Origin of the sequence: Microbacterium sp. bgisy189 (assembly GCF_965345345.1) — a bacterium.
GTDB lineage: Bacteria > Actinomycetota > Actinomycetes > Actinomycetales > Microbacteriaceae > Microbacterium.
In genome coordinates, this window is sequence record NZ_CBDRMZ010000006.1 from 70,091 (window position 1) to 84,927 (window position 14,837).

Sequence of the window (14,837 nt, forward strand, 5' to 3'; positions counted from 1 at the left end):
CGATCAGCGCGCGAAGTACCCGCGGTAGTACTCGTAGACCCAGCCGACGATCGCGACGATGAACACCGCGAATCCGATCGGCAGCAGGAACTGTCCAACGGCGAGGCCGAGAATTGCCAGTGCCGCCGAGAACGCGAGCACGAGGGGCCACCACGACCAGGGGCTGAACTCGCCCATCTCGGGGTCGCCGTCGTCGATGTCGGCGGTGAGGACGTCTTCGGGGAGCTCGCCGCCCTGCGCCTTGTGCACGCGGTCGACGTAGAACGCGATCATGACAGACATCGCGGTGGTGAACAGCAACGCGGTCGAGCCGACCCATTCGATGGCGTTGTACCACGGGAGCGCGGAGTGCTCGATCACGTTCCAGACCGTGTACACCAGGGTCATGAGCAGGAAGAACCCTGCCAGCAGCCACCAGAGGTTGATGTTGGTCTTCACTTACTTGACCTCTCCGCCGGCAAGATCGACGACCGGGGCGTCGGGAGCGTCCTTCGCCGGTCCGACCCCGACCGGGATGCCGGCCTCGGGGTGATTCAAGTCAAACGCGGGACGCTCGCTGCGGATGCGCGGGATGGACGTGAAGTTGTGGCGCGGCGGCGGGCACGACGTGGCCCACTCGAGCGATGCACCGTACCCCCACGGGTCATTGACGGTCACCTTCGGTGCGTTGCGAGCCGTGATCCACACGTTCAGGAAGAACGGGATCATCGAGGCACCGAGGATGATCGCGCCGATCGTCGAGACCTGGTTCTGCCACGTCCAGCCGTCAGCGGCGGAGTAGTCCGCGTAGCGGCGGACCATGCCGTCCACACCCAGCCAGTGCTGGATGAGGAAGGTCATGTGGAAGCCGATGAACAGCAGCCAGAAGTGCACCATGCCGAGGCGCTCGTTGAGCATCTTGCCGGTCCACTTGGGCCACCAGAAGTAGAAGCCCGCGAACATGGCGAACACGACGGTACCGAACACGACGTAGTGGAAGTGCGCGACGACGAAGTACGAGTCCGAGACCGCGAAGTCCAGCGGCGGCGACGCCAGGATGACACCCGTCAGACCACCGAAGACGAACGAGACGAGGAATCCGAGCGAGAACACCATCGGCGTCTCGAACGTCACAGAGCCCCGCCACATCGTGCCGATCCAGTTGAAGATCTTCACGCCCGTCGGCACGGCGATCAACATCGTCATGAGTGAGAAGAACGGCAGCAAGACGGCACCGGTGACGTACATGTGGTGAGCCCACACCGACACCGACAGCGCGGCGATCGCGATCGTCGCGTAGACGAGCGTCTTGTACCCGAAGATCGGTTTGCGGCTGAAGACGGGGAAGATCTCCGAGACGATGCCGAAGAACGGCAGCGCGATGATGTACACCTCGGGGTGACCGAAGAACCAGAACAGGTGCTGCCACAGGAGCACGCCACCGTTGGCGGGATCGTAGATGTGCGCGCCCAGGACACGGTCGGCGGCGGCGGCGAGGATCGCCGCGGCGAGGATCGGGAAGGCCATCAGGATCAGGATGCTGGTGACCAGCGTGTTCCAGGAGAAGATCGGCAGACGCCACATGGTCATGCCGGGGGCACGCATCGTGATGATCGTCGTGATGAAGTTCACGGCACCGAGGATCGTGCCGAAACCGCTCATACCGAGGCCCAGCATCCACAGGTTGCCACCGGCACCGGGCGAGAAGCTCGCGTTGGCGAGCGGCTGATACGCGAACCAGCCGAAGGCCGCCGCGCCCTGCGGGGTCAGGAAGCCGCCGACGGCGATGAGCGAGCCGAAGATGAACAGCCACAGCGCGAAGGCGTTCAGGCGCGGGAACGCGACGTCAGGCGCACCGATCTGCAGCGGCAGGATCGCGTTCGCGAATCCTGCGAACAACGGTGTCGCGAACATCAGCAGCATGATCGTGCCGTGCATCGTGAACAGCTGGTTGTACTGCTCCTTGGTCGGGACGACCTGCATGCCCGGCTCGAACAGCTCGGCGCGGATGATGAGCGCCATGACGCCGCCGAGCAGGAAGAAGAGCACCGACGCGATGAGGTACATGTACCCGATCGTCTTGTGGTCGGTGGAGGTCAGCCACTTGACGACGATGTTGCCCTTCTGCTCGACACGCGATGCGCTGAGCAGAGCGGCCTGACGCGGCGGCAGGGTCGTCGGACGCGCGTGCGAGTCCTCCTGCAGCGGAACCGTCGTGGCCATCATTGATCTCCCTCGGATTCGGTGGACGCTCCGGTGCCGGGCAGGTTCTGCAGCCGGTCATACGCGTCGTTGATGTCGCCGATCTGTCCGGCAGCGCGCAGCGACTCGAGATAGTCCTGGTACTCGGCGTCCGAGACGACCTCGACGTTGAACAGCATCATCGAGTGGTACTGGCCACACAGCTCGGCGCACTTGCCGGCATACGTGCCCTCGCGGGTCGGCGTGAAGGACCAGTAGTTGTCCTTGCCGATGTACATGTCCTTCTTGTACAGGAAGTCGATGATCCAGAAGGAATGGATCACGTCTCGCGAGACGAGCTTGATCTTCACTTCCTTGTCGACCGGCAGCACGAGCGTGGGCAGCTCGCTGGTGATGTCACCGCGTTCGTCGGTCTGCGCCTGCACACCCATCGTCCAGACGGCGTCGTCTGCCTGCTCACAGTCACTGTCGGTGTACTGGAAGTCCCACGCCCACTGCTTGCCGATCGCGGTGATGCACACGTCGGGGTCTTCGTACTGCGTCTCCAGGATCGCCTGGTCGCGCGCCGTGAAGGCGAAGAAGCCGACGATGAGGATGAGGGGCACGATCGTGTAGAAGATCTCGATCGGCATGTTGTAGCGCATCTGCACCGGCAGACCCGTCTGCCCCTTGCGGCGACGGTAGGCGATGGCAGCGAAGCCCATGAGGCCCCATGTGATGAGGCCCACGATGAGCAGCACGATCCACGAGTTGACCCACAGCCCCGACACCATTTCGGTCTTGTCGGTGGCCTGCGTCCCATCCTCCGTGAAGCCGGGGAGGTAGCCGTTCAGCTCGGTCGGGGTGCACGCCGCCAGTGTGACGGCGGTGGCGATCCCGATCGGGATAACGGCCCAGCGGAGACGGCGTTTGACGCGCACAGTGCACCTTTCGGGGTCATGAAGGTCGAACTCAAGCCAGTCTAGGGCAACCTCTCACCCGATTCAGGCCATCCCTCCAGGATGTCCCCGACTCTCGGAGGGGTGCCGGCCCGATCAGTGGAAGCTGTCGCCGCAGGCGCAGCTGCCCGCCGCGTTGGGGTTGTCGATCGTGAACCCCTGCTCCGAGATGGTGTCCTTGAAGTCGATCGTGGCGCCGTCCAGATAGGGCACCGACATGTCGTCGACGATCACCTCGACGCCGTCGAAGTCGACGGCCTTGTCGCCGTCGAGGAAGCGCTCGTCGAAGTAGAGCTGATAGATGAGGCCGGAGCAGCCGCCGGGCTGCACGGCGACGCGCAGACGCAGGTCGTCGCGGTTCTCCTGGGCGAGCAGGCTCTTGACCTTGGCGGCCGCGTCGTCGGTGAGCGCGACGCCGTGGGCGGGCGCGGTGGTCTCGGCGTTGGCGATATCGGTCATGGACCCTCCCCGTGTTTCGGGCCGCCGGTGCTCTGCAGGAGCCGGGGCGGCAGGATGCCTCGATTCTACGCCGCCCCCGACCTGGTCAGGCCGCGCTCAGCGCGTCCGCGCGTCGAGTCGCTCCAGCAGCAGCGCCTCCGACACGAGTGCATTGCGGAAGGTGTCGAGGTGCAGCGACTCGTTCGGGCTGTGCGCGCGCGCGTGCGGGTCCTCGACGCCGGTGACGAGGATCTGCGCCTCGGGGAACTCGCGAACCAGGTCGGCGATGAAGGGAATCGATCCGCCGACACCGATGTCCACCGGCTCGACGCCGTACCCGGATGCGAGCGCGCCGCGGGCCTCGGACACCGCCCAGCCGCTCGTGTCGACGAGGAACGCGTCGCCGGTCTCGATGTCATGGAAATCGAGCTGTGCGCCGAAGGGAGTGTGCGCGCGCAAGTGGGCCTCGATCGCCTCGTAGGCCTCCTGTGCCGACTGGCCAGGGGCGACACGGGCGCTGATGACCACGGAGACGGACGGGCTGAGCGTGTTCGACGCGTTCTTGACGCTGGGCGCGTCGATGCCGGTGACCGTGATCGAGGGCTTGTTCCAGATGCGGCTGAGGATCGTGCCGCGACCGACGGGGCTGACACCGTCGGGCAGACCCGCTTCGCTGCGAAGCGTCTCCTCGGAGTACTCGGGAGTCTGCGCATCGCGCTCGGTCAGCCCCTTCACCGCGGGTGCACCGTCGTCGTCCCACAGCGTCGCGAGCAGTTTCGTGGTCGCGAGCATGGCATCGGGGACGGCACCGCCGAACATGCCGGAATGCGAGGCGTGCTCGAGGGTCGTGACGCTCATGGTGAACCTGGCGTTCCCGCGCAGCGACACCGTCAACGCAGGGGTCACGGCATCCCAATTGCCCGAGTCGGCCACGACGATGACATCGGCACGCAATGCGTCCGCGTTGTCGGAGAGGAACCGTGCGAAGGACGCCGAGCCTGCCTCCTCCTCGCCTTCGATGAAGAGGTTGACGCCGAGGTCGAAGTCGGTGCCGACGGCATCGACGACCGCCCGCAGCGAGCCGATATGCGCCATGATGCCGGCCTTGTCGTCGGCGGCACCGCGCCCGTAGAGGCGCCCGCCGCGCACGGTCGGCTCGAAGGGCGCCGACTCCCACAGCGACTCGTCACCGACCGGCTGCACGTCGTGGTGGGCGTACAGGAGGATGGTGGGCTTGCCGTTCCGGGCCGCGCGGGTGGCGAGGACGGCGGGCATGCCCTGCTCCCCCGTCGACGTCGCGGCCGTGCGGATCTCGACGCGGTCGAAGATGCCGAGCCCCTCTGCGAGGGCCTTCACGGCCTCCGCGCTTCGCTCGACCTCGGCCCGTTCGAAGCCAGGGAACGCGATCGAAGGGATGCGCACCAACGTGCCGAGGTCGGCCAGCGCGGCAGGGACCGCGGCATGGGCGGCTTCACGGACGGCATCAGGGCGGGACAGGTCGGAGCTCATGCGGGTAATCTTATGTGGCACCTCCATCCCCGAACCGAGGACCTCGCTGTGGCCAAGACCCCCGCCGCCTCCACACCCGACGCTGCTGCCGAGCAGCCGTCGGGGCCCGGAAAGAACCGCCCGACGCCGACCCGCGCCGAGCAGGAGGCAGCTCGCAAGCGTCCGCTCGTGGGCGACTCGAAGGAAGCGCGCAAGCGCGCGCGCAGCGAACTCGCGGCGCAGCGCGAGAAGGCCCGCATCGGCATGGCGGCAGGCGAGGAGCGCTATCTGCCCCTGCGCGACAAGGGTCCGCAGCGTCGGTTCGTGCGCGACTTCGTCGACGGCGGATGGCACCTGGGCGAGCTCGTCATGCCGCTCATGGTGGTCGTCATTCTGCTGAGCCTCGTGCCGAACACCGCCGTCACCTTCTATGCGTTCGTCGGCCTGTGGGTGTACATCCTGTTCGTCATCGGCGACATGATCATCACGAGCGTTCGCGTCAAGAAGGCCGCCCGCGAGCAGTTCGGCGAGACGCGGGTCGAGAAGGGTCTCGGCTGGTACGCCGCGATGCGCAGCATCCAGATGCGCTTCATGCGCCTGCCGAAGCCGCAGGTCCGCCGCGGCGGTCGCCCGATCTGACCGGGGATCACGCTCCGCGGGCGAGCCCGCGGTTGATCTGGCGCGCCCAGAGCGGACCGCGATAGATGAACGCGGAGTAGCCCTGCACGAGGTCGGCGCCGGCCTCCAGGCGCTCGCGCACGTCGGCGGCGGTCTCCACACCGCCCGCCGCGATGACGCAGAACCCGTCGGGCACCGAGGCACGAACGATGCGGAGCACCTCGAGCGCCCGCGACTTCAACGGTGCGCCGGACAGTCCACCGGCCCCGGCAGCCTCGACGACGGCCGCGTCGGTTCGAAGCCCCTCGCGCGAGATCGTCGTGTTCGTGGCGATGAGTCCGGCCAGGCCGGCGTCGACCGCGAGCGCCGCAATGGCCGACACCTCGTCGTCGGGCAGGTCGGGGGCGATCTTCACGAGCAGCGGCGTGGCGCCCGCGGCCTCACGCACAGCCTCGAGCAGGGGGCGCAACGTCTCGACGGCCTGCAGTCCGCGCAGGCCCGGCGTGTTGGGCGAGGAGACGTTGACGACGAGGTAGTCGGCGACGGGGGCCACGAGCTTCGCGCTCGTCACGTAGTCCGCGGTGGCCTCGGCGACGTCCACGATTCGGCTCTTGCCGATGTTCGCACCCAGCACGGGGCGCGACCGACGGCGGCGAAGCCGCGCGAGGCGGGATGCCGCGGCATACGCTCCCTTGTTGTTGAAGCCCATCCGGTTGATGATCGCCCGGTCGGGGACGAGGCGGAACAGCCGCGGTCGGGGGTTGCCGTCCTGCGGGATGGCGGTGACGGTGCCGACCTCGACGTGCCCGAACCCGAGCGCGTGCAGTCCGGCGGCGCCGACGGCATCCTTGTCGAACCCGGCCGCCACACCGAACGGCGAGTCGAACTCGATGCCCAGCGCGCGGGTGCGCAGCCGAGGATCCGGTCGCGTGACGGCGCGGACGATCGGCGCGATCGGGCGCACACCGAGCACACGGATGACGCGCATCACGAGGTGGTGGGCCGTCTCGGGGTCCATGCGGGTGAAGAGGGTGCGGAAGACGAAGTCGTACATCGCTTCCAGCGTAGAGCGCCCCGACACCCGTACCGAGCCGCGAGCGTCACACGGCGGTCACTCGGATGCCGCGGTGCGCGCTTCCTGGTCGGCACGCAGCTGCGCGATCGACGCCTCGAAATCGTCGAGCGTCTCGAACGCCTGGTAGACGCTCGCGAACCGCAGGTAGGCGATCTCGTCGAGCTGGCGCAGCGGACGGAGGATGGCCAGGCCGATCTCGTTCGTGTCGATCTGCGACGATCCGGTCTGCCGCACGGCCTCTTCGACCGCCTGGGCGAGCACGGCGAGGTCTCCCTCGGTGACCGGCCGCCCCTGACACGCCTTGCGGACGCCCGACATGACCTTCTCGCGACTGAACGGCTCGATCACGCCGGAACGCTTGATGACGTTGAGGCTGGCCGTCTCGATCGTCGAGAAGCGTCCGCCGCACTCCGGACACTGCCTGCGGCGGCGAATGCTCAGTCCGTCGTCACTCGTGCGCGAATCGATGACGCGCGAGTCGGAATGGCGGCAGAAGGGGCAGTGCATGACGCTCCAGCCTACGCCTCGAACCGCGCGGTGACCGCTTCGCCGTGGGCGGGCAGCACCTCCGCGGTCGCGAGCGCGACGATGTCGTCCTTGACGGCCTCGAGCGCGGCGCGGTCGTAGCGGATGACCTGCTGCGGACGCAGGAACGTCGATGCCGACAGCCCCGATGCGTAGCGCGCCTGTCCCCCGGTGGGCAGCACGTGGTTGCTGCCGGCGAGGTAGTCGCCGAGGCTGACGGGCGCGTGGTCACCCACGAAGACGGCGCCCGCGTTGACGAAGTCGTCGACGCGCGGGTCGGTGAGGTGCAGTTCGAGGTGCTCGGGTGCGTACACATTGCTGAAAGCCGTCGCTGCCGCGAGGTCGTCGACGAGGACGATCGCCGACTGCGGACCCGCGAGCGCCTGCGCGATGCGGTCGGCGTGCAGCGTGCCGCCCGCGCGCGCGTCGATCTCGGCGAGCACTCGGTCGGCAAGGGCCACCGAAGGTGTGACGAGCACGGCGGATGCCTGCTCGTCGTGCTCGGCCTGGCTGATCAGATCGGCGGCGACGAGCGCCGGTTGCGCCGAGTCGTCGGCGACGATGAGGATCTCGGTGGCGCCGGCCTCGGAATCGGTGCCGACCATACCGGCGACCACGCGCTTGGCGAGGGCGACGAAGTTGTTGCCCGGCCCCGAGATCACGTCGACCCGGTCAAGGCCCAGCCCCGGAACGCCGTAGGCGTAGGCGCCGATGGCCCCCGCACCGCCCATCGCGTAGACCTCGGTGACGCCGAGCAGCCCGGCCGCCGCCAGGATGACCGGGTGCACCCGGCCGTCGTGATCGCGTTGCGGCGGTGAGGCCAGCGCAACCTGCTCGACGCCCGCGACCTGTGCGGGCACGACGTTCATGACGACGCTCGACGGATAGGCGGCCTTGCCGCCGGGCACGTAGACACCGACGCGCTGCACCGGACGCCACACCTGCTCGACGACGGCGCCGGGCGCGAGTTCGGTGCGCACCGGCGGCGGCACCTGCGCGGCCGACGCGATGCGAACCCGGCGGATCGCTTCGTCGAGCGCGGCGCGGACGTCTGCGTCGAGGCCAGCAATGGCCTCGTCGATGTGGTGCTGCGGCACTCGGATGTCGTGCCCGTCGACGCCGTCGAACTGCGACGCCTGCTCGCGCAGTGACGCCTCGCCCCGCTCGGCGACGTCATGCACGATGCGCGCCGCCGTGTGCAGCGCCTCGTCGCGCGCGGCGGTGGCGCGCGGGACGGCGTCGAGCAGGTCGGATGCGCTGAGGGTACGACCCCTCAGGTCGATCGTGCGGAGCATGCTTCCAGGGTATCGGCAGCGCCGACCGCGTCAGCCGCGGGTGACGTCGCTCGTGTCGTGCAGGTAGCCGATCCGGCCGTCCTCGTGGCGCACGACGAATACGTCGCCGCGCTCCTCGATCACGAGCGCCCAGGCGAGCGGCCCGATGGTGAACAGGGGTGCGCCCTGCTCGTCGACGACGGTCCGCTCCTCCGGTGCCAGCGCCCAGAACGCCTGGCTCGCGGCGACCCTCGCCGGCTCCTGCGCGGCCTGTTCGACGACGGGTTCTGCGATGGTGGTCGCAGCGGCCGGAGCGGCGGGCTCGGGTGTCGGGCGCGCGACGACCGGGCGCGCGGGGCGAGCGCTTCGGTGCGCAACCGTCTCGGTGCGGTGCTGGAAGTCTTCTCGGATGGTCGGGAACAGCGATGCGAAGACGGTCAGCATGACGCCGGCGAGCATCAGGATGAACTCGACCCACACGACCCAGGTCGCGAGGATCACGGAGCGCCCGCCGACCGTCACGAACGAGCCGACGAGCAACCCGAGCCACAGGATCGACGCGATGCTGAAGGCGACGGATGCGAACTGGTCGATGCCGAGCGACCCGACACGTCGGATGCCCTGCGGAGAGAGGCGGCGCAGCGCGAGCAGGAAGACCGCGACCGTCGGCGCGCCGATGGTGAGCATCCAGTCGATGCCGCGCGCCCAGACAGAGGTGCCGCCCTCGCCGAACAGGCCGTAGATCGGGAAGAACGAGACGACGAACGCCACCACCCAGACGGCGCCGATCGCGACCTCGCGGACGCTGAACGGACCGATGCCGTACTGCGCGGCGGCATCCTCAACGACGGCATCCGGTTCGTCCACAGCGACGGGCTCGTCCGCCGCGACCGATGCGCGCGGGTCTTCAGCGGCAACGTCGGCCACCTCGTCCGGAGCCGACGGCTCCGAGGCGGTCACGGCGGCCGGCTGGCCCTCGATCGTGGACTGCTCGGGCGTGACGATCGCCCTCGTCTCATCGCCGAGTGCGTGCGCATCTTCGGGGGTGTCGGGGGTCGTCTTGTCGTCGGTCACGATGGGTCCTTCCAGCGGTGGCTGATGTGCGATCCTACCCGCCGCACCTTTGTCGCTCGTTGCGGGCGTCAACCCAGACACTGCGGGCCGAGCAGCCCCTTCAGTTCGCCGTACAGGTCGGCGGTGACCGTGACCGGTCGCGGCACCTCGAACACCTTCGCGGTGCCGCCGCGATGCAGTTTCAGGGTCACCTCGGTGCTGCCGCTGTGCCGGTTCAGCACCGCCGCGAGCTGTTCGATCGTCGACTCGGTCGCGCGATGCTCGGGCAGCAGCAGCACGAGCGGGCCGGACGCGTCGACGGCTCCGAGGTCCGGCGCGAAGGCCGTCTGCCCGTGCAGATTGAGCCCGTCATCGCGACGCGAGACGCGGCCTCGTACCACGAGGATCGAGTCGGCCACGAGCATCGACTGGAACTCGGTGTACGTCTTGCCCATGAACATGATCGTCACCTCGCCGTCGAAGTCCTCGACGGTGATCATGCCGTACGGGTTGCCGCTCTGCTTGGCGACGCGGTGCTGCACGCTCGTGACGAGCCCCGCCACGGTGACCTGATCGCCGTCCTGCACGTCTTCGGAGGCCAGGAGGTCGTGAATCGACGTCGACGCGTGCTTGGCGAGCGGGATCTCGAGCCCCGCCAGCGGGTGGTCCGACACGTACAGGCCGAGCATCTCGCGTTCGAAGGCGAGCTTGTCCTTCTTGGTCCACTCCGGGCGCGCCGGCACCTTGGCGGGCACGACCTCTTCGGCCTCGTCGTACAGGCTGTCGAAGTCGAAGCCGATCGCCCCCTGCGCCTCGTTGCGCTTGCGGTCGACGGCGGCCTCGGTCGCCGACTCGTGCACTTCGAGCAGCGCCCGTCGGGTGTCGCCCATCGAGTCGAACGCGCCCGCTTTGATGAGCGATTCGACGGTGCGCTTGTTGGCGACGTGCAGCGGCACCTTGCCCAGGAAGTCGTGGAACGACGCGAAGGTCGTGCCTTCACGGGCGGCGACGATCCCGTCGACGACGTTCGTGCCGACGTTGCGAACCGCGCCGAGGCCGAAGCGGATGTCTTCGCCGACGGCGGCGAAGTACCGGATCGACTCCCTCACATCCGGCGGCAGCACCTTGATGCCCATGCGGCGGCACTCGTTGAGATAGACCGCCATCTTGTCTTTCGAGTCGCCGACACTCGTCAGCAGCGCCGCCATGTACTCGGCCGGATAGTGCGCCTTCAGATACGCCGTCCAGTACGACACGAGGCCGTATGCGGCGGAGTGCGCTTTGTTGAACGCGTAGTCGGAGAACGGCAGCAGGATGTCCCACAGCGCCTTGATCGCGGCCTCGCCGTAGCCCCGCTCCTTCATACCGCCCGCGAAGCCCTCGTACTGCTTGTCGAGCTCCGACTTCTTCTTCTTGCCCATCGCGCGGCGCAGGATGTCTGCTTGACCGAGCGAGAACCCCGCCACCTTCTGCGCGATCGCCATGACCTGCTCTTGATAGATGATCAGGCCGTAGCTGATGTCGAGGATCTCGCGCAACGGCTCCTCGAGCTCGGGGTGGATCGGCGTGACGTCCTGCTGGCCGTTCTTGCGCAGCGCGTAGTTGATGTGCGAGTTCGCACCCATCGGGCCGGGGCGGTACAGCGCGATGACGGCCGAGACGTCTTCGAAGTTGTCGGGCTTCATGAGGCGCAGCAGCGATCGCATCGGACCGCCGTCGAGCTGGAACACGCCGAGCGTGTCACCGCGGGCGAGCAGGTCGTACGCGGCACGGTCGTCGAGTTCGAGGTGCTCGAGGTCGAGTTCCTCGCCGCGGTTCATGCGGATGTTGTCGAGCGCGTCGGAGATGATCGTGAGGTTTCGCAGCCCCAGGAAGTCCATCTTGATGAGCCCGAGCGCCTCGCACGACGGGTAGTCGAACTGCGTGACGATCTGGCCGTCCTGCTCGCGGCGCATGATCGGGATGATGTCGAGCAGGGGCTCGGACGACATGATGACGCCGGCGGCGTGCACACCCCACTGGCGCTTGAGGCCCTCCAGTCCCAACGCCCGGTCGAAGACGGTCTTGCACTCGGGGTCGGTGTCGATGAGGGCACGGAACTCGCTCGCCTCTTTGAAGCGCGCGTGCTCCTTGTCGTACATGCCCGACAGCGGCATGTCCTTGCCCATGACGGCCGGCGGCATCGCCTTGGTGAGCTTCTCCCCCATGCTGAACGGGAAGCCGAGGACGCGCCCGGCATCTTTCAGCGCCTGCTTCGACTTGATCGTGCCGTACGTGACGATCTGCGCGACGCGCTCCGAGCCGTACTTCTCGGTGACGTAGTCGATCACCTCACCGCGGCGACGGTCGTCGAAGTCGACGTCGAAGTCGGGCATGGAGACACGGTCGGGGTTGAGGAAGCGCTCGAAGATGAGGCCGTGCTCGAGCGGGTCGAGGTCGGTGATCCGCATCGCGTAGGCGACCATGGAACCGGCACCCGAACCACGGCCGGGGCCTACGCGGATGCCGTTGTCCTTGGCCCAGTTGATGAAGTCGGCGACGACGAGGAAGTAGCCCGGGAACCCCATCTGCAGGATGATGCCGGTCTCGTACTCCGCCTGCTTGCGCACCTTGTCGGGGATGCCGCCGGGGTACCGGTAGTGCAGTCCTGCCTCGACCTCCTTCACGAGCCAGCTGTCTTCGGTCTCGCCGTCGGGCACCGGGAAGCGCGGCATGTAGTTGGCGGCCGTGTTGAACTCGACCTGGCAGCGTTCGGCGATCAGCAGCGTGTTGTCGCACGCCTCGGGGTGGTCCTTGAAGATCTGGCGCATCTCCTGCGCCGTCTTGACGTAGTACCCGTCGCCGTCGAATTTGAAGCGGTTCGGGTCGTCGAGCGTCGACCCGGACTGCACGCACAGCAGCGCGGCGTGCGCGTCGGCCTCGTGCTGGTGCGTGTAGTGCGAGTCGTTGGTCGCGACCAGCGGAATCTGCAGATCTTTCGACAGCCGCAGCAGGTCGGTCATCACCCGGCGCTCGATCGACAGACCGTGGTCCATGATCTCGGCGAAGTAGTTCTCCTTGCCGAAGATGTCCTGGAACTCCGCAGCCGCTGCGCGCGCCGCATCGTACTGGCCGAGCCGGAGCCTGGTCTGCACCTCGCCCGACGGACACCCGGTCGTGGCGATGAGCCCCTTGCCGTAGGTCTGCAGCAGCTCACGGTCCATGCGCGGCTTGAAGTAGTAGCCCTCCATCGACGACAGCGAGCTGAGCCGGAAGAGGTTGTGCATGCCTTCGGTGGTCTGGCTCCACATCGTCATGTGGGTATAGGCGCCCGACCCCGACACGTCGTCGCTCTTCTGCTCGGGCGTGCCCCATGCGACCCGGGACTTGTCGCTGCGATGCGTGCCGGGTGTGACGTACGCCTCGAGTCCGATGATCGGCTTGACACCCGCGTTGTTGGCGGCGTTGTAGAACTCGAACGCCGCGAACGTGTTGCCGTGGTCGGTCACCGCGATCGCCGGCATGCCGTACTCGGCGGCCGCCTGGGTCATCGCGCCGATCTTGGCGGCACCGTCGAGCATCGAGTACTCGCTGTGCACGTGCAGGTGTACGAAGGAGTCGGATGCCACGGGTTCGAGTCTACGAAGGGCTCCGACATCGACAGGCGTCCGAGGCGGGCTTCGACGGCATCCACTTCACCTTCGAGTCGAACGTGAAGGTTCGCGGATCTAGGCTGAGTGCATGGCCACACCCGAGTTCGTCCTGGCGCTGCGCGAGAAGATCGGCACCGCACCGCTCCCCCTCGTGGGCGTCACCGCGATCGTGTTCAAGGACGAGAAGCTGCTGCTCGGGCGCCGCGCCGACAACGGGGCGTGGGCGCCGGTGTCGGGCATCGTCGACCCCGGCGAAGAGCCGGCGGATGCCGCCGTGCGGGAGTGCGCCGAAGAGGCCGGCGTCGTCGTGAAGGCGACCCGATTGGCGCTCGTGCAGCAAGTGCCGCGCGTGACCTACGCGAACGGCGACCAGGTCGACTATCTCGACCTCGTGTTCCGCTGCGACTGGGTCTCGGGCGACCCGCACCCCGTCGACGGCGAACTCACCGAGGTCGGCTGGTACGGCCTCGGCGAGCTCACCGATGTCGCGCAGGAGACGGTGCGCAAGATCGCCCTCGCCATCGCCGAGGACGATCCCGCGACCTTCGCCGGCGGGCGCTGAGCGCGCTCACGTGTCGAGCGCGTAGGCGTCGATCCAGGACTGCGGCATCGGCAGCGGCACACCGTAGAGGTACCGGATGAGCTGACCGTGGTGCTGCGTCTCGTGCTCGAGCAGGTGGACGGCGATGCCCCATCCCGCCTCGTCGTCGGGCGCGAGGCCACGGAGCCAGGCGGTCGCCTCGTCCATCGAGCGCGCGAGGGCGCTTCGGATCTCGCCCGGCTCCTCGATGCGCTCCAGCGAGCACGCAAATCCCTGCCACGCACCGGCCCGCGACCACCGCACGTAGCTCTCACGGGCGCCGACGACGCACCAGAACTGGTTCCAGATCGGAGCCGACCGCACGCCGGGCAGCCGCGCGGTGAGCAGGTCGGGTGTGAGGACGTCGATGAGGTCGAGGTACAGTCCGTTCGCGGCGCGCAATCGCGCCGTCAGCAGGGCGCTGAAGTCGGTCATGCGAGCTCCAATCGCATCAGCACACGCGAAAACCCGTTCAGCACGGACGTGGTGTCGGCCGCCTGCTTGAAGCCGGCCTTCTCGAACAGTCCGCGGGTACCGACGTACGCCATCGTGAGGTCGACCTTCTCGCCCGCGTTGTCGACGGGATACCCCTCGATCGCGCGTGCACCGGACTTCTTCGCGAAGGCGACCGCCCCCTCGAGGAGCGCATGCGAGATGCCCTCGCCGCGGTGCCCCGGTCGCACCCGGATGCACCACACGCTCCAGACGCCGGTGTCATCGTCACCGATGTGCGGGATCTTGCGGTTCGTCGCGAAGGTCGTGTCCTCGCGCGGGTGCACGGCTGCCCAGCCGACCACCTCGTCGCCGTCGTACGCGAGCACGCCCGGCGGCCCTGCCGTCTCGAGCAGCTCACGCACCTTCTCCCCTCGCGCCTCACGCTGCAGCGCGAGGTTCTCCTTGCCGGGGATGCGGTAGCTCAGACACCAGCAGACGTTCGAGGTGGGCTGCTTCGGGCCGACCATCGTGGCGATGTCATCGAAGGATGTCGCGGGACGGACGTCGATGGCCATGTCGCGAGTGTGCCACGGGCCTGCG

14 protein-coding genes are annotated in these 14,837 nt (G+C 67.9%); 2 read left to right on the forward strand and 12 right to left on the reverse strand.

All coding sequences use genetic code 11. From position 1 onward, the window contains the following. Positions 1-3: 3 nt before the first annotated feature. The 5 genes from ACSF8R_RS09360 to ACSF8R_RS09380 form a co-directional block, all read right to left on the reverse strand. Positions 4-438: a cytochrome c oxidase subunit 4 gene (locus ACSF8R_RS09360; protein ID WP_434811614.1), complete on the reverse strand. Its 435-nt coding sequence runs from the start codon at positions 436-438 to the stop codon at positions 4-6. Further along, on the reverse strand, positions 439-2,202 hold the full coding sequence (gene ctaD, locus ACSF8R_RS09365; RefSeq protein ID WP_434811615.1) for an aa3-type cytochrome oxidase subunit I: 1,764 nt from the start codon (positions 2,200-2,202) through the stop codon (positions 439-441). It lies immediately after the preceding gene. Continuing rightward, a complete protein-coding gene (ctaC, locus tag ACSF8R_RS09370) occupies positions 2,202-3,101 on the reverse strand; it encodes an aa3-type cytochrome oxidase subunit II (RefSeq protein ID WP_434811616.1) in 900 nt (299 codons plus the stop codon). Before ctaC ends, ctaD begins: the two co-directional genes overlap by 1 nt. 114 nt (positions 3,102-3,215) lie before the next feature. Beyond that, positions 3,216-3,578 (reverse strand): iron-sulfur cluster insertion protein ErpA, encoded by a 363-nt coding sequence (erpA, locus tag ACSF8R_RS09375; RefSeq protein WP_434811617.1) that lies wholly within the window; start codon positions 3,576-3,578, stop codon positions 3,216-3,218. A gap of 96 nt (positions 3,579-3,674) precedes the next feature. Further along, complete coding sequence (locus ACSF8R_RS09380) at positions 3,675-5,066, reverse strand: dipeptidase (protein ID WP_434811618.1); 1,392 nt, start codon at positions 5,064-5,066, stop codon at positions 3,675-3,677. 48 nt (positions 5,067-5,114) lie between these two features. Between ACSF8R_RS09380 and ACSF8R_RS09385 the strand changes: the two genes are divergently transcribed. Further along, a complete protein-coding gene (locus ACSF8R_RS09385; RefSeq protein WP_434811619.1) occupies positions 5,115-5,684 on the forward strand; it encodes a DUF3043 domain-containing protein in 570 nt (189 codons plus the stop codon). 7 nt (positions 5,685-5,691) lie between these two features. On the opposite strand, the gene ACSF8R_RS09390 is transcribed toward ACSF8R_RS09385, so the two are convergent. The 5 genes from ACSF8R_RS09390 to dnaE all read right to left on the reverse strand — a co-directional run bounded on the left by ACSF8R_RS09390 (position 5,692) and on the right by dnaE (position 13,198). Beyond that, on the reverse strand, positions 5,692-6,717 hold the full coding sequence (locus ACSF8R_RS09390) for a quinone-dependent dihydroorotate dehydrogenase (protein WP_434811620.1): 1,026 nt from the start codon (positions 6,715-6,717) through the stop codon (positions 5,692-5,694). 57 nt (positions 6,718-6,774) lie between these two features. Further along, positions 6,775-7,245 carry a transcriptional regulator NrdR gene (nrdR, locus tag ACSF8R_RS09395; RefSeq protein ID WP_434811621.1) on the reverse strand — a complete coding sequence of 157 codons (471 nt, stop codon included), beginning with the start codon at positions 7,243-7,245 and terminating at the stop codon, positions 6,775-6,777. Positions 7,246-7,256: 11 nt separating this feature from the next. After that, the gene (gene hisD / locus ACSF8R_RS09400) at positions 7,257-8,558 is read right to left on the reverse strand and encodes a histidinol dehydrogenase (RefSeq protein WP_434811622.1); all 1,302 of its coding nucleotides are present in this window, start codon (positions 8,556-8,558) and stop codon (positions 7,257-7,259) included. A 30-nt stretch (positions 8,559-8,588) separates the two neighbouring features. Further along, a complete protein-coding gene (locus tag ACSF8R_RS09405; RefSeq protein WP_434811623.1) occupies positions 8,589-9,611 on the reverse strand; it encodes a hypothetical protein in 1,023 nt (340 codons plus the stop codon). Positions 9,612-9,679: 68 nt separating this feature from the next. Beyond that, on the reverse strand, positions 9,680-13,198 hold the full coding sequence (gene dnaE / locus ACSF8R_RS09410; protein ID WP_434811624.1) for a DNA polymerase III subunit alpha: 3,519 nt from the start codon (positions 13,196-13,198) through the stop codon (positions 9,680-9,682). A 112-nt stretch (positions 13,199-13,310) separates the two neighbouring features. Here dnaE and ACSF8R_RS09415 point away from each other — a divergent pair, with 112 nt between their 5' ends. Beyond that, entirely contained in the window at positions 13,311-13,784 is a 474-nt protein-coding gene (locus ACSF8R_RS09415) for an NUDIX hydrolase (protein ID WP_434811625.1), read from the forward strand. Between the two features lie 6 nt (positions 13,785-13,790). Here the strand turns inward: ACSF8R_RS09415 and ACSF8R_RS09420 are convergent, their stop codons facing one another. Together ACSF8R_RS09420 and ACSF8R_RS09425 are read right to left on the reverse strand one after the other, a co-directional pair. After that, the gene (locus ACSF8R_RS09420) at positions 13,791-14,237 is read right to left on the reverse strand and encodes a DinB family protein (protein ID WP_434811626.1); all 447 of its coding nucleotides are present in this window, start codon (positions 14,235-14,237) and stop codon (positions 13,791-13,793) included. Then, positions 14,234-14,812 carry a GNAT family N-acetyltransferase gene (locus tag ACSF8R_RS09425; protein WP_434811627.1) on the reverse strand — a complete coding sequence of 193 codons (579 nt, stop codon included), beginning with the start codon at positions 14,810-14,812 and terminating at the stop codon, positions 14,234-14,236. Before ACSF8R_RS09425 ends, ACSF8R_RS09420 begins: the two co-directional genes overlap by 4 nt. Positions 14,813-14,837 lie beyond the last annotated feature (25 nt).